This window comes from Paenibacillus sp. MT86, assembly GCF_058792535.1.
Window position 1 is genome coordinate 521,646 of the sequence record NZ_CM179499.1, and the last position, 25,132, is coordinate 546,777.

Genomic DNA, 25,132 nt, shown 5'->3' on the forward strand with positions numbered 1-25,132 from the left:
AACCACTCCTAATGCCCATAACTTTGCCTAAAGGCGGTGTGTTAGGAGTCGGATGAAGAACCAGCGAGGGGAGGTGACAGCATGAACAACAGACGGGTCCTCTGGGGAGTCATCCTGTTGGTGGCGGCCGTGTTGTTGACACCCGGCTATTTTATTGCGCGCACGTATGGGCTTTTTCAGCATGAGGTCGTCTTGACCAAATACCAGCTCGCCGTTGATGTGGATGGTGAACAAGTGGATGCTTGGCCGCTGCTGGCTGGCTTCGCCGCAACCGATAAGAAGGGGGAGCTGCGCCCGCTCTATTACAGACTGGAAGGGTCGGACCTCAACATGCTGTATCAATTGGCATATGGGCAGTTCGAGGTAGAGGCTTCGGAGGACAATCCGTTCTTGGCAGGGAGGGTCCAGTATGACCATCTTGAGAAGGACTATATCGAGACCCGGAAAGAGTATGTGAACGCAAAGGAATATCGGCAGGACATCATCTTTTATAATGACCGTAAAGAGCCCATATTTACATACGACCCGGCAGCCAAAGCGGACGGGGATATGGTGAAGGAGATTATCACCGCAGGCATGACGCGCTCCAACGGCCAAGGAGGGTCGGGCGTGGTGGAGGATAAGTATCTGAATGTTACCCGATTGTTCGAGGAGAAGCTGGGCGTCAGTATGCGGGTTCAGGTGGATAAAGAGCGCAGGCTGGCCACGATCCATATGGAGCAGCTTAAATAGAATTTTTTCAAAACGAGGTGCCGTACAATGCAGCATACAAAATTGACCCAAGAGGTGGATCTCACCATCTCGCACCATCAGATTCAAATCCGCTCGCGGGATTTTGACGAGGAGTTGTGCCAGTGGGGAGAAATCAATATCAAGCAGGGCGCGGTCATTCATCCCGGTTATCTGACCTTTGATCCGATTCCTGACGATGCTTTCGGCGCTTGGGTGAAGCTGGCCCTGACAGAGGCGTTCACGGAAGACCCGAACGCGCAGCGCCGAATGGTCGTGCCGTTTGACGTTTTGGATCCTGGCAAGCTGGAGCTGCTATCCGTCATGTCGGACGCCGTCATCGAGCTTCCGCTGCAAGAAGGGCGGTATGCCTTGTATTTTGAGATTTGCGAGGATGAAGAGGTGTATTACCGTCTGACTTTCGTGCGTGAAGGAGAGTATGTCCAAGCCCGATTTTTGATGGACGATGAATGGGGCGGCAGGGCTGGAGAAGCCTTGGCGGAGGGGTATTGTTGACCAATTCATTGCAGAAAACGGGGTACTGAAAGCCGCGTCAGGCAATTCTCCCTATTATTGATATAAGAAGAGGCCTTCTCCGTGTGGAGAGGCCTCTTTTGTTGCCGCCATGCTGCTGTGCCGTTGTCCCGACTTTGCCAGCTCTTTATGGAAAGCAGAAACGATCTGACTGCGTGGAAAATAGCTATTGTGCTGCCGTCACCGTAATATCGCCATATTGGCTTTGGTCTGCCTGCAGCTGCAGAATGTCCGTGAGGAAAGCGAGCGGAACATAGACATGGCCGTCTTTCATTGCAGGAGACGCGCCTAGTGAGCGCGGAGCCATTTTACCCAAAGCGTACGCATCCTTGTTCAGCGTCACCGCGCTCCAGACGGCGCCTTTGGAGATTTCCGCGGTTTTGCTCTTGCCGTTCCACTTGACGTCGAATTGGAGCTGACGCAGCACGCGGGCCGCGGGAACCATCATCTTGCCGTTGTTATCCTTGTAGTAAGCGCCTGGCTTCAAGACGGCGGAAACGGGCTTTTCTTCGGGTGCTGTACCCGGCAGCTTCACGGCAAACTCCGGCGTTCCCGTGGATCCTGGGGCGATGCTGTATTTTTGGAATACGATGTAGGCTGTTCCGTCCGCGACATAGAAGGATTGCTCCGCGTCTATGCCTTGAAATCCGTCTTCGTTCGCGAAGTAATGGTCCTGATCCGCGGCAATCGCGGTTTTGACCGCCGTATCCACGATCGATTTGTAATTCTTCCCGAACAGGTCCTCCAGCGTCACGCGCTGGGCTTCGGCTTCGTTCGTGAAGTTATACGTATCCACGCGGGGATCGCCATTGTTCATTCCCATGCCTTCCGTAATGACCTTAAGGGATATCAGGCTGTCGTCCGTGCCATCCGATGTAAGCTCATAGGTGATCGTCAGCTGATAAGGGTGCATGGTATAGCCGTTCAGTTCCGCATTTGCCGCAGCCTCGGAGGCCTCCTTTTCCCATTTGGCGATATCCTTGGAAGCATGGGATTCGATGATGTCATTTAGCTGATCTTGGTACTTGGTATCGGCCAGACCCTGGAATACAGGAATCTTGATATCCGTTTCGAGCCATTTTTCCTTGGAGTGCAATGTTTTGAACGTTATCCGTTGCGGGGCAGCAGTCGAAGTCTTCACCTGATCGGTGCTCGCTGCAGTTTTGGTTTCGGCATGGACATGAGCGGATGGCAGACCCGAAGCGGAAATCATCAGGACGCCCGCTAATCCAGCAGCCGCGAGTGTTTTGGCCAGTGGGCTTGTATGCTTCATTGTTTTCATCGTGATTACCTCCAGGTTTAGGTTTGATATCTTTAAAGTGAGAAGACAGAAGCGTTTTGGAGAAGCGAAGCGGTCTCCTTGTCCTCCGGATTCCCACGGACTCATAAAATTTCAACAGAAAATTCGGGGGCAACGGGGATCGGAAGAACGATCTGCACTCGTAGGTTGGTGATGAATGGCGGATCTATCGAATGTATTCGTTGCTGACGAGCTGATCCGCGATGGCCTCCGTAGGGATCGTAAATTCCACGACGCCCATATAGCCGGGAGCCACATCGTATTCGTTGAAGCTGATGACCAGTTTGCCATTCTTATCAATATAGAAATTGTGATCCTTGGCGATCGATTGGAATAGATCCTCCGGTATATCGGATTCGACGCCAGGCTGCTCTACCCAGTAGGTGATTTCGGGATTATCCTGCATCTGCCGGCGCATTTGCTCCTTGATGTTGTCGCTGATGACTTGGATGTAGGAATCATCCTTGAACAGGCTTGGCAGCGTGATCACCAAATGGTTGATCTTGTCGATCGTATCGTATTGTCTGGACTCGGCGGAGCCACCGGCGGACTCTACGACGTAGCGGGAAAGCGTCAGCAACTGTTCATTGTCGGTCATGACTTCATAACCGCTATCGAGGCTGAGATGCCCGCCGCCTTCATGATTTAGCTGGGCGACTTCGTCTTTGAAGTCCTCATACAGCTTCTTGTTTTCTTCCAGGTATTTGTTATTCAGCGTTTGCTCAAGCTCCGGAGTGCCCAGGTTGGCAATGCCGGGCGTTTCGATATGCACTTCCGTGCTGCCGTCCTGCTCGGCATATTCGCGGATGGTCATCACCTTGACGATCTCGCCCAGAACGGGCACATCGGACAGTGCCTTGGCGAATGCGGGACTTGCGTTCACGCCGGCAAACAGCAGTGCGCATGCAGCGGCCACGCCGGCGAGCCAGGGCAGGGCTCTATTTTTTGTTCGTCTGGCTGCAATGGCTTTGTTGACCACCGAGCTTAGTTCGTCGGGAATAGGAGTGCTCTCGTACTGCTCTTTCATCCTATTCAGCTTGTCATGCATTATCGTTGTGCCTCCTCTTGGTCTTCCTCGCTTAGGTTCACCCGCAGTCTCTGCAGTCCTTGGTATAGCCTCGTTTTCACCGTGCTGACATTCTCATGGAGCACCTCGGCAATTTCGTCAATCTTCATGTCTTCGAAAAACCGGAGAATAATGACGACCCGATACTTGTCAGGCAGATCCTCCAAGGACTGGGCCAGATCCAGATTCGGATAATGGTCATGACTGCCGGGTAAGATGAACTCCAGGTTCTCGTCGTCCATGACGCGGACTTTTTTCTGTTTTCGAATGAGATCCAGGGAGGTTGTGACAATAATTCGGAAAAACCAGCTTTTTAGTGAACCCGTCTGCTTCAGCTTTTCCATGGATAAAAATGCTTTGTGGATCGCGTCCTGAACGATATCGAGGGCATCCTCTTTATTTCTGACGTAGCTGTATGCCAGCCGGTAGGCGCTGTCCTGATTTTCGGTTATGCATTGGATAAGAAGCTTCTCAAGCTTCCGGCCGCCTCTCATGTAAATATGACACTCCTTTGGGCCCGCGCGGGTAACCATCAATTGCAATTGACTTACGGAAGCAAGACGTGCGAGTCTTTCAAAAAGTTTGATTCTGCGAAAAAAATTTAAAAAAGCCGTTGTTTCTGTTTCTGTTTCTGTCCCATTATTCAGCCCATCCTCCAATTATCGCAACAAGAAAAAGACCCCAGTTCAACTGGGGTCTTGTAGACTCATGGTTATTCGTTCTCATATCTCTTTAAAATAATTGCCGAATTATGTCCGCCGAAGCCGAAGGAATTGGACATGCCAATGCGGAGCTTGGCGCTTCTCGCCTCGTTGGGTACATAGTCCAAATCGCAGGTTGGATCGGCATTATCGAGATTGATCGTCGGCGGTATAATGCCTTCTTGCAGGGATTTCACGAGGGCAATGGCCTCCGCGCCGCCGGATGCGCCCAGCATGTGCCCGGTCATCGATTTGTTGGCTGTTACCGGGATACGGTATGCCTCCTCGCCAAATACCTGCTTGATGGCCGCCGTCTCCGAACGGTCGCCGATGACCGTGCTGGTGGCATGGGCACTGATGACATCCACGTCGGCCGGGGAGAGGTCCGCTTCGGCCAGTGCCAGCTTCATCGCACGTGCCGCGCCGCTGCCGTCTTCCGGCGTAGCGACCATATGATAGGCATCTGAGCTGGCACCGTAACCGATAACCTCGCCCAGTATGACGGCGCCTCTGCGCAAGGCATGGGAAAGCGACTCCAGGATGAGGATGCCGGCACCTTCCGCCATGACGAATCCATCGCGGTCCGCATCGAACGGCCGGCTGGCACGGCCCGGTTCCTCGTTGCGGGAGGACAGGGCGGTGGCATTCGCGAAGCTGGCCAGCGAGATGTCGGTCAATGCGGCTTCGGATCCGCCCGCGATAATGATGTCGGACCGGCCGGCTTGGATGTTAAAGAAAGCCTCGCCGATCGCCGTATTGCCGATCGAACATGCCGTAACCGGTGCCAGCGTGGAGCCCAGCGCCTTGTATTTAATGCTGATGAGCGCGGCCGCCATATTGGGAATCATCATGGGTACCAGGGTAGGACTGACCCGCTCGGGACCCCGCGACGACAGCGTGCCGCTCTGATTCATCAGGGTTTGGATGCCGCCGATGCCGGAGCCTACGTAGACTCCCATGCGCTCATGATCGATCTGATCAAGATCAAGGCCCGACTGGCTGATCGCTTGATCCGCCGCAGCCAGCGCAAACTGGCAGAAGCGGTCCAACCGCCGGGCTTCCTTCGCACCGAACAGCGCGTTTGCGTCAAACCCCTTCACGGCCCCTGCTATTTGTACCTTTTGTCTTGATGTGTCCAAATTTTCTATATGTGCAATACCGGATTCTCCTCGTACAAGCCGAGACCAGAACGTATCAACATCATGGCCGAGCGGCGATATGACGCCCATACCGGTGATAACGACTCTTTCCATGGATGAACAGCCTCCTTAGGACTTTATAACTTGTCAATCTTAAGGTTATAATGTCACGTGTAGTATCCTATTACAAGATACCGTTTATCCTAGTATAAAAACTGCTATCCTTGTTGAAGGAAGGAGGATGATAGATGAATTCCCAGGTTAGGCTGCAAGCGTTATCCGCTTTTTTGAAAGGGCAGCGTGCCAAAATCTCTCCCGAGTCCGTCGGGCTGCCGCCCGGTACCCGGAGGAGAACACCGGGCTTGCGCAGGGAGGAGGTCGCCCAGTTGGCCGGCGTCAGTACCACTTGGTACACCTGGCTCGAGCAGGGGCGCGACATCCAGGTGTCGTCATCCGTGCTGGACTGCGTCGCAAGTGCGCTGCAGTTGAACGCGGACGAGCGCAGATATCTGTACTCCCTGGCGCTGGAGAGCGGGGCGGAGCCGTATACGGTCAAACACGAAGCGGTGCAGATCAGCCCGTCCCTGCAAAAAATCATCACCGAGCTAAAATATTGTCCCGTCATGATATCCGATCGGAAGTGCAATATCGTGGGGTGGAACCGCGCGGCTGCGTACGTGTTCCTAGATTTTGACCGGATCCCGCCCGAGGAGCGGAACATGATCCGGCTGCTCTTTACCCGCAGGGAATTCCAGCGGCTGGCGGTGAACTGGGAGCAGTTTGCCAGCGGCTTCCTGTCGATGTTCCGAAGCTATTACGGTCAATATGTCGAGGATGAATGGTATGACCATTTTTTGGAGGAAATGAAGAACGGGCATCCGGATTTCAACCGCATGTGGGAGCAGAGCCAGGTCAGCTACGCCCCGGAGGTGCATCTGGAATTCCGGCATGCCAAGGCCGGGAAAATGGTATATGAGCTCACGTCGCTCAAAGTGTACGGAAATGATGACCTGCGGTGCAGCATCTATACGCCGGCTCCCGACACGACCACGGAAGCGAAGCTGCGGCAGCTGATGGAGGAGAAGTGAGGGGAGCGAGTGCACTCGTTGCGCCAGAGGTAACGGATGCGGGATACACTTGTTGCGCCGAAGTAATAGGGCTCCATGCCGTTTGCGCTTGGTGCTTGATGTGACGGATTGCGATACTGATGGTACTTGTTATGCCAGAAAGAATGGATTCCGTGCCTTTTGCACTTGCTGCACCAGTAATTCCTGACTCCGCGCCGGCACTTACTGTTCTTGAAGTAGCCAAACTACTTGTTGTTCCGACCTATCGGACTCCAGTTCCGTTATATAGCGGGATTATGCCCTAATTACAACTTTATCGGACACAAGATCCGTTATTGGGCTCATAACCGGCATATTCATCATATTTTGGAGCAAATAACGGACTCACAGTCCGGTTCGTGTTCCAGAATAGTGGGTTTTGGCTTAATAGCGTATTCTGTGTCCGTTAATAGAAAACATCGCCCTGTCATACAAGCTTCAAACGCGTAACAATGTAAATCTTCTCGCAGCTCGTCAACCGTGGTACATAACAAAAACCCCGTGTCTGCACACGGGGCTTTTTGCTACGCGCTATGATGTTGTTATAGAGCAACAACTGGAAGCCGTCTAGGCGTTCCACAGGCATTCTGCACTGTGCTCCAAGGGGGCGACTGTCCACAATCGCCTAACAGCTCGCTCCTTGACGCAGCGATTACGCCCAATCGCGCCGCAGCGTGAAGAGATCCTTCAGCTCATCGGTAGACAGCTCGGTAATCCAGCCCTCGCTGCTTGCAATAACCTGATCGCTTAGCTGCTGCTTGCTCTCCAGCATCTCGTCGATCCGCTCTTCGAGCGTTCCCATGGAGATGAACTTGTACACTTGGACGTCCTTGGTCTGCCCCATCCGATAGGCCCGGTCGGTTGCCTGATTCTCTACGGCAGGGTTCCACCAGCGGTCAAAGTGGAACACGTGATTCGCCGCGGTCAGATTCAGGCCGACGCCGCCGGCCTTGATCGAGAGAATCATGACATTCGGCTGCTCTTCGGGCGGCAGGGTCTGGGACTGGAACTGCTCGATCATGCGATCGCGCGTCCGCTTCGGCGTGCTGCCGTTCAAGTACAGCACCGGCTCACCCAGCTCCTGATGCAGCACCTGCCGCATCATCTCGCCCATGCCGATATACTGGGTGAAGATCAAGCAGCGTTCGCCCTCGTCCCGCAGCTCCTTCACCATGGACAGCAGCCGCTCCAGCTTGGCCGAACGGTTGACCACGGCCTCGGTGTCAAGCAAGCCGCCTTCCCCCGGCAGTTCCGGGAGCGGCTCCTTCGTGAGCAAAGCCGGATGGTCGCAGAGCTGCTTGAACTGCGTCAGAGCTGCCAGAATGGCGCCTTTGCGCTCGATGCCCTCGAGCTTTTGCATGCGTTCCAGGAGGCTGTTCACGGTCTGATCGTAAAGCGCGCCTTGCTCGGCCGTGAGATGGATATAGGTCTTCATCTCGTTCTTGTCCGGCAGGTCGAGCTGAATCGCCGGATCTTTTTTCTTGCGGCGGAGCATGAAGGGCTTGATCAGCTTCTGAAGATCGGCCGTGCGCTGCTCGTTCTTGTCTTTTTCGATGGCCTGTATAAAACGGAGATTGAATGCCCGCAGGCTGCCGAGATATCCAGGGTTGATGAAGTCATAGATGGACCACAGCTCGGACAGCCGGTTCTCAATCGGTGTGCCGGTCAGCGCAACGCGGTGCCTTGCCGGGAAGCTTCGCACGGCGGCGGATTGCTTGGTGTCGGCATTCTTGATGTTCTGGGCCTCGTCGATGCCGATCGTTTCCCATTTCATGTCTCTTAACATCTCTTGATCGAGCGTTGCCGTCGCATAGGAAGTAAGAATAATGTCCGCTTGGTAAGCCTCATGATAGAAATCCTCGCTGCTGCTGCGCTTCCCGCCATAGTGCAGCATGACCCGGAGCGGCGGAGCGAACCGTTCAAGCTCCTTCTGCCAATTGCCAAGCACCGAGGTCGGACAGATCAGCAGGGAAGGGAGGCGTCTCTCTTCCCGCGCCATCGTCGTCTCCTTCACGTGCAGCAGGTAGGCGATAAATTGCACGGTTTTGCCAAGGCCCATGTCATCGGCAAGGCATGCACCGAGCCCGTATCGCCGCAAAAAGGCAAGCCAGGCAAAGCCGTCATGCTGGTACGACCGGAGCTCGGCTTTCAGACCGGCGGGGACAGGGAGGGTCGGCCATTCGCTTTGCCGGCCGAGTTGGCCGATGAGCTTCACGAGATGCTCGTTCAGCTCCACTTCCAGTTTGATCCGTTCCGGATCCCGCGTTTCTTCCGCATCCTGATGAACCTGCTCCGTCTCATCGCTGTTCCCGAGCAGATGCAAGTGCAGAATATCCTGAAACGACAGGCCTTCCTCACGGTCTACGCCCGCCATCATCTGGCGGATTTGGGCGACCAGAGCGGGATCCAGCGGAATCCACTGGCCCCGGAACCGAACCAGTCGTTCGTTCCGGGCAACAAGCTCGGCGAATTCCGCTTCGGAAAGGGTAGCTTCGCCGATGGCGATGCGCCAATCGAAATTGACCAGCGCATCCAAGCCGAACAAGGACCCGCCGCTGCTTCGTTCCGCGCTCTCGCCTTCGCCGGAGCGGACTTTCGCCCGCAGCTTGGGCTTCTTCCTGCTGGCGGCTTCCCACCAAGCCGGAAGCAGCACCAGCCAGCCGGACTGGAGCAACCGCTGGCTGTCGACGGTCAGGAACTGCCACGCGGCCTCGTCGGACAGCGGGGCGCCTAGCATGTCTTCAGCCGGAGCGTGAAGCACCCGGGCCGGCAGGGCTGCCCGCAAACCTTGGAGCCAGCCGGAGGACCGCTCCTTGATATGGGCGGTCCATGCCTCCGGCCACGATCCGAATGCCTGCCCGTCTTCGGCCAGACGAACGGCTGCAAGCGCCGCTGCGTCCAGCTTGTCCTGCAATACGAGCCGAAGACGCCACTCGGCTTCTTCTTCGTCCGGCTCCAGCAATTGCAGCAGGGGCCGGAACGGAGCGGTATCCGGCCGCCATCCGATGGCGATCAGCCAGGACTTGTCATCCATCCCTTCGGCAGCGGTACGACTCGGCGAGAACAGCAGGGGATACTCCCTGCGCAGGTCAGCCGCGGCTTCTTCGCTGCCGTACCACTGTTCTTGAACGGCGGCGGAGAACGCGGCGCGCAAGCCTTCATTCCATATCTCGTCTTCATTCAAGACGGAGAGGCGGGCCTGCTCTTCGGCTGAGAAAGCCTCCGCATCCCAGATCCATTGCAGCTTGCCCGACTTGAAGGCGCTCAAGCTGGGTGCGTATTGCTTATCCTGAATGCAGGCTGCCAGCGAAGGCGCAAGTTCAATGAAGGGAAGGCAATCCTCGTCCCAAACCCATTCGATATGTTCGAGGAGCCGGCCGTCCGCAAAGAACGGTATGACTTGCTCGGAAGGCAAGATGATGACTTCCATATCCTGAACGGATTGGACGATAAGCTCCGTTCCGTAGAAGGAGGCTTCATGCCAAGCGAATAAACGGTGCTTCAGGTATTGTCCGGATACGTAACCCCGCATGACGGTAGAGCCGTAGATCACGGCATCTCCGTATTCGCTTAATGCCATATGGACCGTGATGGTTTCCGTGTATCTGCTCATGATATCAGCTTTCCTCTCCGAAGCTCTTCCTGGAATGCGCGAAGCCGGCTGTTGCGTACGGACAAGGAAATAATGAACAGATCCCAGCGCTCCTGCTGTTTGAGCTTTTTATATAACTTAGCCAGCCGTTTGAGCAGCTTGACGGCTGCTTTATAGCCGGCCCGGTTCTTATGAAGGATGTATCGCTCGACGGCCTGATGATAAAAAGGCAGCAGCAGCTCGGGCGCGTTCTTCTCAATCGGCGCGAGCTCGCTGACTCGGAGTTCCAGCGGCTCCCGGCCTGTGCTTAATTGATAGTCGATCCATTCCCGCCATCTGCCGTGCGTGATCAAGGCATTCTGATAGATGTCCTTCGAATAAGGGAGCATGTCGGCAAGACTGCTCCACATCCGTTCCGCTTCCCCGGGCAGGTGCTCTATGACGGCATCCCAGTAGAATTGATAGCTGCTGAGGTGCTCGTTGCGGTGACTGCCAAGCAGCGGGCCGATCTCCGGGAGCCAGCGGGCCAAGCGGTCCCAGTCTTGTCCCGAATGCAGCAAGTCGAAGAAGCCCAGGACGGAAGCCGGGGGCAGGCTGCTGACCTTGTCCGCTGCCCTGATCAGGTCCCAGGACGATTCGTCTTCTCCGAGATAGAAGGACATGAAGCTCTGCGCCATATACCATGAGGCGCGCGAAAGGCTGCTGCCGAGCTCCGATTCGGCTGCCTGCAGCTGCTCCAATTCCTCCTTGATCAAGCCGTCGTTTTTTTTCGCCAACGGATGAATCCAGTACCTCCAGAGCTGCATATAGACCTGGGCGTAAAATTTACGGTTCCGCGGTTCGCTTAGCATGCTCCGCCGGACAAACGAAATCGTCTCGGTCAGCCGCTGTCCGAATGCCTCTTCGGGCTCGCTGTCCTCCAGCCCTTCATGAAGGATTCGCTCGATTCTGGCCAGGATATGATCCGCCGCCACCTGCGTATGATAGCCGATGTAAGAGCCTGAGGCATTCCAAGCACTGGCTGGCTGCTTGACCAGCTTCTCGAGAATGAAGAGATGGGCATGGAGCTCGTATAACGGATCCATATCCGGCGGCAGCGGCGGTTTAATGTGATGGAGTGAAGCCAGCGCGTTTTTGGCGTAAAACGAATTCTGCGTATTAGCTCCCAGCGAAGCCGTGCAAACCTCGAACAGCTCATGCCATGCGGAGATCGGCAGCTCGGGCAAATGGTCGGCCTTGACTCTCCATTTCGAAACTCCGGCAGGCGGCCGTTCATGGCCTTGGCTCAAGCCGGAATCGCTTCGGTCATACGAGGAAGATGCGGCATACGTAGTCGAATGCGCATTAACCAAAGCATGGATGGATCGGCCCTGAAGCTGGGCATAGTCAAGCAGAACGGCCACCATATGCTTGCAGCCCTCGTTAACGGGACAGCTGCATTCGCTGTCGCTCAGGGAATGCAGCTGAAGCCTGATGCGGTAGGTTTCCGTTCCATCCACGGAAGCCTCGATCACACCGGACGGATCCGCCTTTTCGCTTGCGTGGACACGGCCCTGCTTATAATATTGAAATCCCCGTTTAATGGTCAAATCGCTGAAATAACCGGCAGTTTGCTGAATGAGCGTTTGCCACTGCAGATCATCTAAAGTTAGGTTTGGGTTCATCATCGGACAGTCTCCTAAGAGAAATAATTCTAAGTATCCATTTAATCTATCATATTCCCCTAGATGAAGAAACCAGCCGGAGCAGCTTCGCGCTGGAAAAGCCCGGCAGCAGGCTGCACGGACTTTTCGGCGTAGAGCGTTCGATCAGGACTCCTCATATTGAACGATGAAACGGCCGATCTGATCGCATTCCTCGGCGAACCATACCTCGCCGCCGGAATCCACGGTAATGCCATGAGGCTCGGCTGAGGGGGTGGGGATCGGGTACTCGGTAATGTCCCCGGTACATGTCATTCGTCCGATCCGGTTGGCTCCCCACTCCGTAAACCATAAATCTTCGCGAGCTCCCGCCGCGATGGCATGGGGTCTGGCATTCGCGGACGGGAGCTTGAATTCCGTAATCTCCCCGGCCGTCGTGATCCGTCCGATTTGATTGCCGTTGATTTGAACGAACCACAGGGCGCCATCGGCACCTGCCGTGATGCCGACAGGCCCTGATTGCTCGGTTGGAATCCGGTACTCGGCGATCTCCCCGTCTACCGTAATCCGGCCGATGCAGTTGTTTTGGTTTTCCGTAAACCACAGCGCGCCGTCCGGACCGGCCGTGATATAGGAAGGGTACGAGCCTGCGCGCGGCAAGTCGTATTCCGTGATAACGCCTGCCGGCGTAATCCGGCCAATCCGATTGCCGATTAGCTCGGTGAACCATATGGCTCCATCCGGGCCCTCCGTCAAGCCGTAAGGAGACGAGCCTGCTTCCGGCAGCTCGAATTCCGTGAATGTCCCTTCTATTGTCATCCGTCCGATTTTATTCGCTTTGTACTCCGTGAACCAGAGGTCCCCGTTAGGGGCAGAGAGGATGGACATGACCCCCGCATCCGGCGTCGGGACATCGAAAGTACGCATATCCCCTCCCTTGGTGATTCGTCCGATCCGGTTTCCTTTTTGCTCCGTGAACCAGATGGCCCCGTCTCGTCCTGCCGCAATGCCATAAGGTCCCGACTCCCGGTTCGCTATCTTGTACTCCTGTATCGTGATCTGCATGCGAACATGCCTCCTTGTAGAAGTTGTTAGGATGTTTAAAGCGGATTCTTCATTTGATTGAGCGTGTTCAAATCTCGCGTTCGGCTTTCCCGGAATGGAGAAGGCTCTCCCTTGGATGCTTAGATGAGTTCCTGTCATCGATAATCTCTAGCCTCTCAATTGGTGTTGATAAAATAGAAAAACCCCCCACTCCGAGATTTCGGAATAGGAGGCGAATACGAACAAAGAAGATGCGGACTCTACATGGAGAAGTCTCAAACATCCACCCGTCACATATAAAAAAAGCCGTACGAATCCTATCCCGAAAACCTCGTATCGTGAAATCGAAGTGTTTTCCAAATGCTTGGGACAGGATTAGTAGATCATTGGCTTTGGGTTCACCCTTTCATTTCTGGTTGCCTAGACTTTACCATAGGATATTCCGTGGTTTCAACCTCGGTTTATCCGAAGTTTGCCTTTACAACCGTCGGTTGCGCTTCTCGTCGATGTAGAGTTCAAGCGCGGTTATGGCCCGGATCATCAATTTGATGAGGAGATACAAAGCATATAAACCGAGAAGTGCGAATAGCCCGTATACGATAATGCTGAGCATGGAAAACATGCCGAAAAAGGATATCCCCTGGTTCAAGGAGCTCACCTCCCTTCAAGGTACTGTTTTACGAATCATATCGAAGATTTCAGCTGTCGTATCCTTAAGACCAGGCGATGGCTTAACTCCCCGCTTATGCTCGGAGCTCGGATACAGGTGAGTTCGTGCCCGATCCATGACATACTGATCGTTGGTATCCCGAATGAATGCCATTAACCTTGAATTAAATATGTTCCATAATATAACAATCATTTCTGATTCTAACATATCATCTGGAATATGGTTGAATTTAAAAAGCGGCAATTTTACTGATGATGATCGAAAAAAATCGAAATAGAGACGTTTTTCGTCATTTTTCATGGATATGCACGAACCAATTGCGTTCACCTTGCGTCTTAGTTATAGATGCATTGCTGAATATTACAAGCCAAGGAGATTAGCGAACATGATAACCCGGAAATGGACAAAAATGGCTGCAAGCGGCGCTATAGCGGCCGCAATGCTGTTAAGTACGGCGGTACAGGCCCAGGCCGCGCACAAGAAGGACTTGGAATTTTTAAACGTCAATCATTATGTAATGACGCCGGATGTCAAACCCGTCATCGTGAACGGCACAGTGCTGGTCCCCCTGAACACGGTCAAGGAATACTTGAAGCCTATGGGGCTCCGCTGGGATAACAAGAATAAGACGCTAACCGTCAACACGGGCACCGATCAAGTCACCCTGAAAATGGGAAGCGACGTTGCCGAGGGAAAAGAGAAGACCTACGCCCTGTCCGTTCCCGCGCAGCTTATGGATGGTCGCGTCATGGCTCCCGCCCGATTCATGACGGAGCTGTACGATGCTGAAGTCCGCTTGGATCCGAAGGATGGCATGGTTTACATTTATACGCCGGAGGTTGACCTGTTGACGGCGGGGGAGAACAGCAATGTGAAGCTGTATCCGGTCAGCGCATCGAAATATGGCAGATATGAAGGCATGGTGGTCGAGGTAGAAGGCAGGAAGCGGGTCTTTAAGGACTGGCATGGAGGAGAGGCTACGCGTAAACCGGTCATTCATTACCAGGATGTCACAGGCGATGGCAAGCCGGACGTTGTTGTGTTCTACGTGGACGGGACGGGCACCGGTCTGTACGCGGGGGAGATGCATGTAGTGGATGCCGGTTCTCTGGAGGAAATCCCGATCGAATCGCTGGAGCAGGCCGTATCGAGCCATGTGAAATCCAGCATCGAGAAGGAAGCGGATCACTTTACGGTTAAGGTTACGGTTGACGGAAAGGAAAGCGTCCAGAAGTTCAAGGACGATTCCAAAGATAAAAGCTATCTATTTGATAAGCTTGGCTTCGGAGCCGTTGTCAGACATCGTTTGGCGGAAGGACGGCTTCTTACGGAAGCGGCAGGAAGCATGAGCCCGGCCGGTTTTGCCGGGGATCTCCGAATAACATACCGATTTAATGAAGAGCTGAACCGGTTTGAGGTGGATGAGATGGAATATCGTCGCTTGGAAGAGCGAGGGCAATAACGGTTTTTCATTATAAAGCTTTAGGACTACACATAAACGCATGTTGGCGGGATGTGATCAACATGGGTTAGAAGCGGAAGGTTTCGGTCGGATGATGTGAATTCCGAATGTGAGGGCGCTGCGGCGCCCTTTTTGTGCTGTGCTTTTATAGATTTCAACGCCGTTTTCATCTCCGCAGCCGATCGCCGAAATGGGGCGTATACCATATGCTTCAAGAAGATTTCATCCCTCCTCATAGGACTTTATTACCATTTACTTGAGTCTTAAGATTCCTCTAAGATAGTTAATAAACCTGACACATTTTAGCGAAGAATGGAGATTGATTTTGAAGTAAACGCATTCAATGTTAAGTAATATAACAAGCCCATACCATGGGGACTTTGAACGGGGTGTATGTATGCAGCAATGGCTTGGGAAATCGCTAAAGCATAAATTGTCGTTGCTTATCATTATCGCTACGCTGGTGCCGCTGCTGTTTCTGGGTATTTTCTCTTTTAACATAGCCAAAAGCCTGACCGAAGAGAAGGCCAAAATTACGGGGATGAATACGCTCCGCCAACTGGAAGCTTACCTGGATACGATGGTCAAGGACGTGGAGAATATCTCGCTGTTTCTCATCGGGCATACCGGTGTTCAGGCCTATTTGAAGACCGAGCAGAGCAACTACGTTCAGCAGACGACGGTTATTAATTTTTTGACGAACCTGGCCTTTTCCAAAGATTATATCGCCAACATCATCGTTGAACCGCTCGGCAGCAAAGATGCGATTTCGCATAAATCCTTGGTACGCTCCGAGTTCCGGAATATTACCGAAACGGTTCCCGATTATTACGAACACCATCCCAAATGGTGGTCATTCGTTCACCGGCAGTGGACCTTTGAAGGCGTCAGGAAGGTCATCACGCTGGCCAGGCCGATTCGGAGCACGGATAAATACAAGCCGATCGGGAACCTGCAGATCAATCTGGATCAGGGCGTCATTGCCAATCAGTTCCGGCAGGCCGTCCTGGAGAAAACCGGATTCGTCCTTCTTCTTGACGAGAATAACCGGATTATCGCCGGTCCGCCGGATATGGAGACCAATTTGACGCTGGCGGATTATTATCCTGCGATTGGAGAGTTCGAGGGGCTCAGCGGCAATATTGACTATGGCGAGGGAAGCAGCAAGAAGACCATTCTCTATAAGAAAATGTCCAGCGTGAACTGGAAGCTCGTTGGCATCATTCCCTCGCAGGAATACCGTTCCCAGAACCAGTATTTCATCAAATTGACGGCGGTTGCGGTCACGGTGGCCATCCTGCTCGCGATTGTTCTGGTTCTTTTCCTGATCCAGAAGATTACGAATCCTCTGTCCGTCTTAACGAAATTCCTCAAGAACTCAAGCCCGGAAGAGCCGCTGCCGGCGCTGCCGGTCAAGACGGTCGACGAGGTCGGGCAGCTTATTATCAGTTATAACCGGCTCAGCTCCCGGATCGTGAAGCTTACCGATGAAGTGAAGCTGAACGAGTCGCTGAAGAAGGAGGCGGATATGCATGCGCTGCAGGTGCAGATCAATCCGCATTTCCTCTACAATACGCTGTCATCGATCCATTGGCTGGCGCTGATGAACCAGGATGTGAAGATTGCCGAGATGGTGGGATCGCTCAGCGATTTTCTGAGGTTCAGCCTGAACAACGGGCAGGAATACTGCACGATACAGCAGGAGATCATGCATGTCCGCCATTACGTGAATATCCAGACCATCCGCTATCCGGAAAAATTCGAGTTTAAGGATCATGTGGAAGAGGATCTGTATCAGCACACCATGCTGAAGCTGCTGTTGCAGCCGTTGGTGGAGAATTCCATGCTGCATGGCATCCTGAGCCGTGACGGGGTAGGGACGATTACGATTCGCGGACACCGCGAGCCCGAAGGGATCCGCTTTGTGGTGGAGGATGACGGCATCGGGATGACGGCGGAGCGCCTGAAATGGCTCCAGGAGCAGCTGGTCGAAAATCCGCTGCAGTACGAGAAGGGACAAACCCCGCGCGGCAGCTATGGGCTGCGGAACGTTCATAAGCGGCTGCTCCTTCATTACGGGAAGGATGCGGGGCTGCGTGTGGAGAGTACCGAGGGTGCCGGGACGCGGGTGATGTTTACGATACCTGATTTACCTGAAATTCAACAATCGGAAATATCCGGCAAAGGGGATGGCGACATTGAAGGTCATGATCGTTGATGATGAAGTGATCATTCGAAATGGTTTGAGTACCGTGATCAATTGGGCGGATAACGGCTTTACGGTGCTGACGCCGGCGGCTTCGGCGGAGGAAGCCCTTCAGCGTATTCCCGTTGAATTGCCCGAAATCATATTTACGGACATACGCATGACAGGTCTGAGCGGATTGGATATGGCGCATCAAGTCAAGCAGCAGCATCCCGAGATCGAGATCATCGTCATCTCGGGATACGATGAATTCGCGTATGCGCAGCAGGCGATGAGGGAAGGCGTGAGCGATTACCTGCTGAAGACGAGCAGGCCCGGGGAAATTATCGAGGCTGCTGTCCAAGCCAGGGAACGGCTGCTGCAGCGCAGGCTTACACAAGCGAAGGGGAAGGCCCAGGAAATGGTGGTCAACCGGGGCTTTCTGCGAAGGCTGCTTGCTTCCGGCACTCCGCTGGATGAGCATGCCGAGGCCGAATTATGTGAGCGATACCCGGAGCTGTGTTTGGAATCGAACGGCTCGGTGCTGCAGATCTGGATGCTGTCGGTATATCCGCTGCATCCAGAAGAAGCGGAACAATCGAACGTGAGCGAGCTGCATCGATTAATCGGCACGGAGCTGGCCGAAGTGCTGCAATGCGCGTGGCTGGAATGGAACGGCTCCCTGCTTCTGTTGGTGCGGGCAGAGCCGAATCATGGCTGGGGGCGGGTAGATTCCGCTCTGCATAAGATGGAATCCACGCATGCCTGCCGCATCACGGCTGCCAGCGGCCGACGGGTCGCAAGCGCCAAGGAGCTGCACATTGCGCTGGCTACCGCGGTAGAGGCCAGCTCCTACGAGTGGCTGCTGCAATCGGAACGGCATATCCGTTATGAAGATATCGAACGACGTACAGGCATCCGCACGGTATGTTCGATGGAAGAAGAAACCAAGCTGTCATCCCTGCTGCGTTCGGGGGAATCCGCCGACTTGCAGGCATGGGTGGCGGATCTGCTGCGGCGCATCCAAAGCCAGGATCAGGCAACGCCCGGCTCGGTTCAGGCTTACCTGCATTCCCTGATTGTTTCGGCACAGCGCTGGCTCATACGGGCTGCGACGTCTATCGGCTATACCAGTCCGTTGAAAGTGGAAGAGACGTACGATATCCGCGAGTTGACCAAGAATCCGGAGAAGGTGCTGGTCGATTCGCTCGGGCTCATCATGAAGGAGTACCGTGATATGGTGTCGACGACAAGTCCCGTCCAGCGAGCAATCTCCTACATTCATGAGCATCTGGGACAGAGCTTGTCTCTCCAACAAGTGGCCAAGCATGTTCATATGAACCCCAACTATTTCAGCGAGATGTTCAAGAAGGAGACCGGGCAGAATTACATCGAATTCGTAACCCAGGCGAAGCTTCGGAAAGCGATGCACCTGCTGCGGGAAACGCCCGCCAAAATCAGTGAAATCGCGAATGAAATCGGCTACGAGGATATCAAATATTTTAACCGCCTGTTCAAAAAGTGGACCGGATTGACCCCTTCGGAGTATCGGGCAAATCCCGAATCCTGAATTTTGTCCCTCTATGGACTGAATTATATCCCCTATGTAAGCGTTACATCCTCTTTTATACTTGGGCTAATCATCTTGAAGCTTCATCATTTTCGTATATTAAAAGGGGGATTGACCATGAGACCAAAACGTAAAATAGGTCTTGTACTGCTGATGATGACACTGGTCCTTGCAGCTTGCGGAGGCGGGCAAAGCAAAGAGCAGGCCGGAGGGAACGAAGGCGACCAAGAAAAGGTCAAGCTGACCATCTGGCATAACTTTGCCGGTGACGACCTGCGCGCGAAATCAGTCCGAAGTTTTATCGATCAATTTGCTCAGGACCATCCTGAAGTTACGCTCGACGCGCAAGCGATTCCGCCGGACGGTTACCGTCAGCGTCTGAGCACCGTTGCGGCTGCGAATGAAATGCCGGACGTGTTCTTCGTTTATGCGGGAAGTCAGTCGGCCGAGCTTCATCAAGCGAAGCTGCTTCAACCGATCACGGAAGTGCTGGACGCCCATTCCGATTGGAAGGACAAATTCCTGCCGGGCGCATTTGATCCATACGAGTTCGAGGACGGCCAGATTTACTCCGCTCCACTGGGCATGTCCGCAACATCGATTCTCTACTACAACAAGGCATTGTTTGACAAACATAACGTAAAAGTTCCGACGACTTGGGAAGAAATGATGGCGGCGGTTAAAACGTTCAACGATAACGGCATTACGCCGATCGCCCTCGGAAACAAAGCGCCGTGGGTTGCGCAATCCACCATTATCGGATCGATTGCCGACCGCGTGACCGGCACCGAATGGTTCAAAAAAGCGGCAGCACAGGATGGCGCGAAATTCACCGATCCTGAGTTTATCGAAGCACTTGGCTATTTCAAAGAGCTCGTCGACAACAAAGCATTCCAAGAAGGTGCCAACAGCATCGACAACACGCAAGCCGAGCAGTATTTCATCCAAGGCAATGCAGCGATGATGATCAGCGGCGCGTGGACGCTCACCAACCTGGCGGCTTCTTCCTCCGAAGAGCAGATGAAGGATATTGAAGTGACGACTCTGCCTGCGATCCCTGGAGGCAAAGGCGAAGCGAATACCATCTCCGGCGGAGCTGGCGGCGGTCTGGCCCTTAGCAGCAGAACGGAAGGGAAAGCGAAAGAATTGGCGCTTGAACTGATTTATGCCGTGAGTGGACCGGAAGCGCAAAAAGCGATTGCTGAGAGCAACTCCATGGTCATGTACGATACCGAAATCGATGAGTCGAAAGTTACTTCCCTGTACTACAAAGCCTTTAACCTGGTGAAATCCACAGGCATTACGCCGGTATACGATGCTTATCTGTCTGCAGAAGCGGCTGAAGTCATCAACAACGGCCTGCAGGAAATCATGATGGGCGGTGCCGTCGAAGGCGTGGCCCAGAAGCTGCAGGATGCGCAAGCCCGATCCGCTACTCCATAAGAATAGATTCACTGCTGCATAAGGATTAGGAGGGAGGAGGCTGCCATGCCTACAGCGATGAGAAGCAAAGGATTTATAGCCATAGCTCTTCTTCCTGCGCTTCTGTTGTTTCTGATATTTGTCATCATTCCGGTTTTTTGGTCAGCATACTACGGATTTTTCAGTTGGAAAGGGTTCGGAGACGCCACGTTCATCGGCCTTGATAATTATAGAGAGATGTTCAAGGATCCGATCTTCTGGCGGGCGCTTCGAAACAACCTGATTCTGGTCGTATCGTCCATTATCGGCCAGGTTCCGATTGCGTTGATTCTGGCTATCGTATTGTTCAAGAATTCGTTCTTCTCCAGGTTCATCCGGTCCGCCGTCTTCATGCCGATGGTTCTCTCCACGGTGGTTGTCGGTCTCATCTGGGGTTACATTTACCACCCGCAGTTCGGGATTGCCAACTATGTGCTGGAGATGCTCGGCCTGGAGTCATGGACCCGTGCTTGGCTGTCCGATCCGAAGGTCAACATGCTGGCGATATCGATTCCGATTAACTGGGCGAACATCGGCCCTTATCTGGTCATCTTTATCGCAGCGCTGCAAAATATTTCGCCGGAGATCCACGATGCGGCCAAAATCGATGGCTCCACCGGCTGGAACAAGCTGATGCAAATCACGCTGCCGATGGTCTGGAGCACGGTGGTCGTAACCATTGTGCTCTGTATCTCGGGAAGCCTGAAAGCTTTTGACCATGTCATCGTCATGACAGGCGGCGGACCGGCGCAATCGACCGAGCTGCTTGCTACCTATATGTACAACAGCACGTTCAGCGTATACCGTTACGGTTACGGCTCCGCCGTTTCCACGATGATCATGATTGTCAGCGCCATTCTTATCGCACTTAATTATTTCGCAACGCGCAGAAAGTCAAGCTAACATGAAGGAGGGAGCGATGTGAATTTACAGACGACCGGGACCGGAAGTGCTTCAGGGAAACGCGTCATCACGAAGGGGTTAACCGGGTTCGTAAAATTGCTGCTGATTGTGTATGCGATTCTTACGCTCTATCCCTTGTACTGGCTTTTTACGAGCGCGTTTAAATCGAACCAGGATTTCTTCAACAACCCTTACGGCTTGCCGAAGGAGTGGATGACCGAGAATTTATTCCGGGCATGGGAGCTCGGAAATATGGGCCGAGCGATGATCAATTCGACGGTTGTAACGATTACGGCCGTCGTGCTGACCATCCTGCTTAGTGTACTTGCGGCGTATGTGCTGTCCAGGTTCCAGTTTCGGTTTAAAAAGCTGGTGGTCGTGTTGTTTACGACCGGACTGCTGATTCCGATCCACAGTACGCTGGTGCCCCTGTTCATTATGATGAAAAATATCGGCCTGCTCGACACGTACGGCGCCCTCATCCTGCCTTACACGGCGTTTGAGCTGCCGATCGCAATCTTCCTGGCGATGGCGTACATGTCATCCATTCCAAGAGAGATTGAAGAAGCGGCCATGATCGACGGCAGCGGCTGGTGGGGAATCTTCGGCCGAATGATTCTGCCGCTCTGCACGCCGATTGTGGCAACGATATCGATTCTGGCATTCCTCCGATTCTGGAATGATTTTTCCTTCGCTCTCGTATTTATCAATACGCAGGCGCTGAAGACGCTGCCGCTCAGCTTGTCGCTGTTCTCGGACGGCTTCGGCACGGATTACGCCTTGACGATGGGAGCAATGGCGATCGCAGTCATTCCGACGATCGTGGCTTACCTGATCCTGCAGGAGCAGATCATGAAGGGCATGGTGGCAGGATCCATTAAAGGTTAAACTTCAAGCGAATTTCATATTCTTGAAAGAAAAGGCCCCTTCGGTCAACGGAAGGGGCCTTTTTCTTATGATTGGTCAAACAGGGTCATCGGGATTCGGGCATTTTTTCCTCACGAAAATATTCATGCACGTTTTTCGGCTACGTCATGCCGGCAAAAGAAATATAATAGAAACACGAGAACAAGAGAGCATGATGATTAAGGCCAACAAGCGTATGGCCCTTTAGAAAGTACATCAGAGCGGGGAGGAACCCAAGTGATAACGGCTGCCAATCAGCAGGAGTATTACCAGGCGCTGCTGGAAAAGAAATCGGAGTACGAAGGCGTATTTTATGTAGGCGTGAAGACCACGGGGGTGTTCTGCCGGCCGACATGCCCGGCCCGAAAACCGAAGATGGAAAACTGCGAATTTTACGAGACGGCTCAAGAAGCGCTGCTTGCTTCCTTCAGGCCTTGCAAACGCTGCCGTCCGCTATCGCACCCCAATCAGGTATCCGACCTGGTCCGGCTGCTCGTTGAAGCCGTTGAGGAGAATCCGGAGAAAAGGTGGACCAACCAGGACTTCCAGAAGCTGTCCGTCGATGCCTCGACGGCCAGGCGCCAGTTCAAGAAGCGGTTCGGGATGACCTTTGTTGAATACGCACGAGCCCGGCGGATGGGACTTGCCTTGAAGCAAATCCGGGAGGGGCATGCCGTCATCGATGCGCAGCTGTCGACCGGCTACGAGTCGAGCAGCGGTTTTAGGGATGCGTTTTCCCGCATCATGGGCGCGGCGCCTAGCCGATCGGGCCACCATAACATCTTAAAGGCTTCATGGATCGACACGCGTCTCGGGCCGATGATGGCCATCGCGGATGAAGAGGCGCTGTATCTGCTCGAATTCGTGGACCGCCGGGGCCTGGAGCGTGAGGTTGAACGTCTCCGGCAGAGAACCAAGTCGGCGATCATTCCGGGCCATACGGCTCCGATCCGTTCGATCGAGCTGGAGCTCGCAAGGTATTTTGAAGGGAAGTTAACGGAATTCAAGACGCCCTTGTTCTTGCTCGGTTCGCCGTTTCAACAAGAAGTGTGGGGCCGATTGCTGCGGATTCCCCCCGGCCAAACGTCTTCGTATGGCGAAATCGCAGCGGCGATGGGAAGACCGACCGCGTATCGCGCCGTTGCCCAAGCGAATGGCGCCAATCAGCTTGCGATTGTCATTCCATGCCACCGCGTGATCAATACGAGCGGTGAGCTGGGCGGATATGGCGGCGGTCTGTCGCGAAAGCAGTGGTTGCTGCATCATGAGCAGTCAATCAGTGCTGGAACTAAGAATCCCCTTCCTTAACAAAGGAAGGGGATTCTTATGTTCGGCGATTAGCTAGAACGCAAATCCCGTGGAAGCACCCGCTATGCTATAATTTGGAATGTCTCCTTATGTTTTCATACAGCATTTGATTATCAATTGAACCGTTCGTCATATCGGATTGCGTCCCAACCGGAATCATGTGGAGCACGAGCCCTATTATTTTATGCTAAGACCGCATGGTTCAGCAGGTACGAAAGTGAGTGGAAGTAAACATGATGATTCCGATTCTAGCTTTGGCGGCAGCCGTTTCGGGGGGCGTTGTCGCTTCAGGAGCAGGTGCGGCCATTTTGGTCGGGTTTGTATTCTTTTTGATCGGCTTTTCCGGAAAGAAGGGGAGACGGCCGAATTTCCTGACTTCGGACGGGCTCAAGGCCATCGGCACGCTTTTGGTAGTGGCCGTGTTCATGGTGTTGGCTTATTTCTGTACCTTGACCAGCGGCTCTCTGATCCGTTTTAACGGGATGGACCCTGTCTTCCAATACGAGCAAGGAAAGAAACTGCTGTTCATCGGAATGGCCTCCGCTGCATGGTTTGTCGCCAGCTTCCTTTGGCTGCTTCCGTATATCGTTGAGATCAAACCGCGGGAGTGGAATCGCAATCATCTGATAGGGGTCGGCGTTTATTTCGCGCTGGTCTTTGCCGCGGCCGGGGCCGCGATGCTGTGAATGAATATATGAGGGTTCGGATATAGGAATAGCTGGCTCCGGGAAACCGGGGCTATTTTAATTTGGTTCAAATTACCTATATATGTTGTCGAAACATGTTATAATATTCCGGATTCATCTTGGAGGAAATATTATACATATACTGGAGGATTATTCTGTGAGAAAGATGTTGTTTTTTCTGGTTTTCTTGATCGCCCTGTGCAGTTTGCCGGGGGTTGGCACCGCAGCAAGTTCGGGGAACATCACAGCTTCAAAGCTAAAAGAAGAGGGCGTGATTCTCAAGAATAACACGATGGTTCCGGCGGCAGCTGTAACCAAGGCATTGGATATCAATTTTGAAATGAATAACAAAACCGGGCAAATTTCCATCTGGAAGGGTACGATGAAGGTGGTCGCAAAAAAGAATTCAAGATACGTGAAAATCAACGGCGTTGCCACGTCTTATACTGCGCCTGTCCAGTTGGTCGAGGGCAAACTCATGATTCCGGTCCAGCTGCTGAAAGATGCCTTCAAAATCAAAGTTTCGGCAGATTATGATTTGCTGCATGACTACTTGAAGAACGTGACGCTCCAAAGCGAAACACATAAAGTCACAGTGCCGGTAAACGATCTTTACGAATCGCATCATAAATATATTGGAAAGACAGCGTGGATTTTTAAGCACAACATGATAATCAATAATGCCCAGGGAAGCATAGCAAACGGCGTCGGCAATCTGGCCCAGGTGAAAATAACCAAGATCAAACGCGACGGCGTTCTTGGCGATTGGTTGAACGTTTATTTTACACATAACGGCAGGACCTATTATGCCGAACTGGATGCCTACGATTTTGAATCCGGCTTCATGACAACTAGTCCGTATAAGCAATTTCATTTTCCGGAGAAATATTGGAAAAAAATCAGGGAATCCGTAATCAGCACAGGAATGACGACCGAGATGGTTTATCTGTCATGGGGATTATATGATCGTCACTATGAAGATATCTATTCGTGGGGAACGACCGACATGTGGGTCTATGAATCCTCGTATGGCTCAGACCATTATCTCTACTTCTATAATGGCATTTTGGAGAATATTTCGAGTTACTAAAGTACAAAGCAGCCTAGTCCCTGCCTTTAAGGAGGAG

Annotated in this window: 20 protein-coding genes; 12 read left to right on the top strand and 8 right to left on the bottom strand. The window is 53.2% G+C overall.

From position 1 onward, the window contains the following. Positions 1 to 81 precede the first annotated feature (81 nt). Both AC3RCL_RS02235 and comJ read left to right on the top strand, forming a co-directional pair. Positions 82 to 732 (top strand): hypothetical protein, encoded by a 651-nt coding sequence (locus AC3RCL_RS02235; RefSeq protein WP_492534453.1) that lies wholly within the window; start codon positions 82 to 84, stop codon positions 730 to 732. Between the two features lie 27 nt (positions 733 to 759). Next, a complete protein-coding gene (gene comJ / locus AC3RCL_RS02240; RefSeq protein ID WP_096774778.1) occupies positions 760 to 1,245 on the top strand; it encodes a competence protein ComJ in 486 nt (161 codons plus the stop codon). Positions 1,246 to 1,429: 184 nt separating this feature from the next. Here the strand turns inward: comJ and AC3RCL_RS02245 are convergent, their stop codons facing one another. From AC3RCL_RS02245 to fabF, 4 genes are all read right to left on the bottom strand, one after another. Next, on the bottom strand, positions 1,430 to 2,545 hold the full coding sequence (locus AC3RCL_RS02245; protein WP_492534455.1) for a stalk domain-containing protein: 1,116 nt from the start codon (positions 2,543 to 2,545) through the stop codon (positions 1,430 to 1,432). A 184-nt stretch (positions 2,546 to 2,729) separates the two neighbouring features. Continuing rightward, on the bottom strand, positions 2,730 to 3,611 hold the full coding sequence (gene rsiV, locus AC3RCL_RS02250; RefSeq protein WP_492534457.1) for an anti-sigma-V factor RsiV: 882 nt from the start codon (positions 3,609 to 3,611) through the stop codon (positions 2,730 to 2,732). Next, positions 3,611 to 4,123, bottom strand: a complete 513-nt coding sequence (gene sigV / locus AC3RCL_RS02255; protein WP_012818661.1) for an RNA polymerase sigma factor SigV — start codon at positions 4,121 to 4,123, stop codon at positions 3,611 to 3,613. The genes rsiV and sigV overlap by 1 nt, the downstream gene beginning before the upstream one ends. 218 nt (positions 4,124 to 4,341) lie before the next feature. Further along, positions 4,342 to 5,583, bottom strand: coding sequence for a beta-ketoacyl-ACP synthase II (gene fabF, locus AC3RCL_RS02260; protein WP_492534460.1), 1,242 nt, complete (start codon positions 5,581 to 5,583; stop codon positions 4,342 to 4,344). 134 nt (positions 5,584 to 5,717) lie between these two features. Here fabF and AC3RCL_RS02265 point away from each other — a divergent pair, with 134 nt between their 5' ends. Further along, entirely contained in the window at positions 5,718 to 6,557 is an 840-nt protein-coding gene (locus AC3RCL_RS02265; RefSeq protein WP_012818663.1) for a helix-turn-helix transcriptional regulator, read from the top strand. A 670-nt stretch (positions 6,558 to 7,227) separates the two neighbouring features. Here the strand turns inward: AC3RCL_RS02265 and AC3RCL_RS02270 are convergent. From AC3RCL_RS02270 to AC3RCL_RS02285, 4 genes are all read right to left on the bottom strand, one after another. Then, a complete protein-coding gene (locus AC3RCL_RS02270; RefSeq protein ID WP_492534462.1) occupies positions 7,228 to 10,188 on the bottom strand; it encodes a DEAD/DEAH box helicase in 2,961 nt (986 codons plus the stop codon). Next, positions 10,185 to 11,834, bottom strand: coding sequence for an SWIM zinc finger family protein (locus AC3RCL_RS02275; RefSeq protein ID WP_492534464.1), 1,650 nt, complete (start codon positions 11,832 to 11,834; stop codon positions 10,185 to 10,187). The genes AC3RCL_RS02270 and AC3RCL_RS02275 overlap by 4 nt, the downstream gene beginning before the upstream one ends. A 141-nt stretch (positions 11,835 to 11,975) precedes the next feature. Further along, the gene (gene vgb(C), locus AC3RCL_RS02280) at positions 11,976 to 12,875 is read right to left on the bottom strand and encodes a streptogramin B lyase Vgb(C) (protein ID WP_492534466.1); all 900 of its coding nucleotides are present in this window, start codon (positions 12,873 to 12,875) and stop codon (positions 11,976 to 11,978) included. Positions 12,876 to 13,332: 457 nt separating this feature from the next. After that, a complete protein-coding gene (locus AC3RCL_RS02285; protein WP_012818667.1) occupies positions 13,333 to 13,503 on the bottom strand; it encodes a hypothetical protein in 171 nt (56 codons plus the stop codon). A gap of 406 nt (positions 13,504 to 13,909) precedes the next feature. Between AC3RCL_RS02285 and AC3RCL_RS02290 the strand changes: the two genes are divergently transcribed. The 9 genes from AC3RCL_RS02290 (at position 13,910) to AC3RCL_RS02330 (ending at position 25,095) form a co-directional block, all read left to right on the top strand. Then, on the top strand, positions 13,910 to 14,986 hold the full coding sequence (locus AC3RCL_RS02290; RefSeq protein WP_492534469.1) for a copper amine oxidase N-terminal domain-containing protein: 1,077 nt from the start codon (positions 13,910 to 13,912) through the stop codon (positions 14,984 to 14,986). A 397-nt stretch (positions 14,987 to 15,383) separates the two neighbouring features. Beyond that, the gene (locus AC3RCL_RS02295) at positions 15,384 to 17,204 is read left to right on the top strand and encodes a cache domain-containing sensor histidine kinase (RefSeq protein WP_492534471.1); all 1,821 of its coding nucleotides are present in this window, start codon (positions 15,384 to 15,386) and stop codon (positions 17,202 to 17,204) included. Further along, a complete protein-coding gene (locus AC3RCL_RS02300) occupies positions 17,194 to 18,741 on the top strand; it encodes a response regulator transcription factor (RefSeq protein WP_492536247.1) in 1,548 nt (515 codons plus the stop codon). Before AC3RCL_RS02295 ends, AC3RCL_RS02300 begins: the two co-directional genes overlap by 11 nt. Positions 18,742 to 18,858: 117 nt before the next feature. Next, entirely contained in the window at positions 18,859 to 20,184 is a 1,326-nt protein-coding gene (locus AC3RCL_RS02305; protein WP_009595478.1) for an extracellular solute-binding protein, read from the top strand. A gap of 45 nt (positions 20,185 to 20,229) precedes the next feature. Further along, positions 20,230 to 21,105 (top strand): carbohydrate ABC transporter permease, encoded by an 876-nt coding sequence (locus tag AC3RCL_RS02310; protein WP_009595489.1) that lies wholly within the window; start codon positions 20,230 to 20,232, stop codon positions 21,103 to 21,105. Positions 21,106 to 21,123: 18 nt separating this feature from the next. Then, positions 21,124 to 21,993, top strand: coding sequence for a carbohydrate ABC transporter permease (locus AC3RCL_RS02315; protein WP_492534474.1), 870 nt, complete (start codon positions 21,124 to 21,126; stop codon positions 21,991 to 21,993). A 255-nt stretch (positions 21,994 to 22,248) separates the two neighbouring features. After that, positions 22,249 to 23,319, top strand: coding sequence for a bifunctional transcriptional activator/DNA repair enzyme AdaA (locus tag AC3RCL_RS02320; RefSeq protein ID WP_492534476.1), 1,071 nt, complete (start codon positions 22,249 to 22,251; stop codon positions 23,317 to 23,319). 233 nt (positions 23,320 to 23,552) lie between these two features. Then, positions 23,553 to 24,005: a hypothetical protein gene (locus tag AC3RCL_RS02325; RefSeq protein WP_119850322.1), complete on the top strand. Its 453-nt coding sequence runs from the start codon at positions 23,553 to 23,555 to the stop codon at positions 24,003 to 24,005. Positions 24,006 to 24,171: 166 nt separating this feature from the next. Continuing rightward, positions 24,172 to 25,095 (top strand): copper amine oxidase N-terminal domain-containing protein, encoded by a 924-nt coding sequence (locus AC3RCL_RS02330; RefSeq protein WP_492536249.1) that lies wholly within the window; start codon positions 24,172 to 24,174, stop codon positions 25,093 to 25,095. Positions 25,096 to 25,132 lie beyond the last annotated feature (37 nt).

What these genes read in the sequence shown, in the direction of transcription:
- sigV (WP_012818661.1), bottom strand. Translation starts at nt 4,123, where the DNA reads ATGAGAGGCGGCCGGAAGCTTGAGAAGCTTCTTATCCAATGCATAACC.
- AC3RCL_RS02300 (WP_492536247.1), top strand. Translation starts at nt 17,194, where the DNA reads ATGATCGTTGATGATGAAGTGATCATTCGAAATGGTTTGAGTACCGTG.
- AC3RCL_RS02330 (WP_492536249.1), top strand. Translation starts at nt 24,172, where the DNA reads ATGTTGTTTTTTCTGGTTTTCTTGATCGCCCTGTGCAGTTTGCCGGGG.
- AC3RCL_RS02245 (WP_492534455.1), bottom strand. Translation starts at nt 2,545, where the DNA reads ATGAAAACAATGAAGCATACAAGCCCACTGGCCAAAACACTCGCGGCT.
- rsiV (WP_492534457.1), bottom strand. Translation starts at nt 3,611, where the DNA reads ATGCATGACAAGCTGAATAGGATGAAAGAGCAGTACGAGAGCACTCCT.
- comJ (WP_096774778.1), top strand. Translation starts at nt 760, where the DNA reads ATGCAGCATACAAAATTGACCCAAGAGGTGGATCTCACCATCTCGCAC.
- AC3RCL_RS02290 (WP_492534469.1), top strand. Translation starts at nt 13,910, where the DNA reads ATGATAACCCGGAAATGGACAAAAATGGCTGCAAGCGGCGCTATAGCG.
- AC3RCL_RS02275 (WP_492534464.1), bottom strand. Translation starts at nt 11,834, where the DNA reads ATGATGAACCCAAACCTAACTTTAGATGATCTGCAGTGGCAAACGCTC.
- fabF (WP_492534460.1), bottom strand. Translation starts at nt 5,583, where the DNA reads ATGGAAAGAGTCGTTATCACCGGTATGGGCGTCATATCGCCGCTCGGC.
- AC3RCL_RS02295 (WP_492534471.1), top strand. Translation starts at nt 15,384, where the DNA reads ATGCAGCAATGGCTTGGGAAATCGCTAAAGCATAAATTGTCGTTGCTT.
- AC3RCL_RS02310 (WP_009595489.1), top strand. Translation starts at nt 20,230, where the DNA reads ATGCCTACAGCGATGAGAAGCAAAGGATTTATAGCCATAGCTCTTCTT.
- AC3RCL_RS02270 (WP_492534462.1), bottom strand. Translation starts at nt 10,188, where the DNA reads ATGAGCAGATACACGGAAACCATCACGGTCCATATGGCATTAAGCGAA.
- AC3RCL_RS02265 (WP_012818663.1), top strand. Translation starts at nt 5,718, where the DNA reads ATGAATTCCCAGGTTAGGCTGCAAGCGTTATCCGCTTTTTTGAAAGGG.
- AC3RCL_RS02235 (WP_492534453.1), top strand. Translation starts at nt 82, where the DNA reads ATGAACAACAGACGGGTCCTCTGGGGAGTCATCCTGTTGGTGGCGGCC.
- AC3RCL_RS02325 (WP_119850322.1), top strand. Translation starts at nt 23,553, where the DNA reads ATGATGATTCCGATTCTAGCTTTGGCGGCAGCCGTTTCGGGGGGCGTT.
- AC3RCL_RS02305 (WP_009595478.1), top strand. Translation starts at nt 18,859, where the DNA reads ATGAGACCAAAACGTAAAATAGGTCTTGTACTGCTGATGATGACACTG.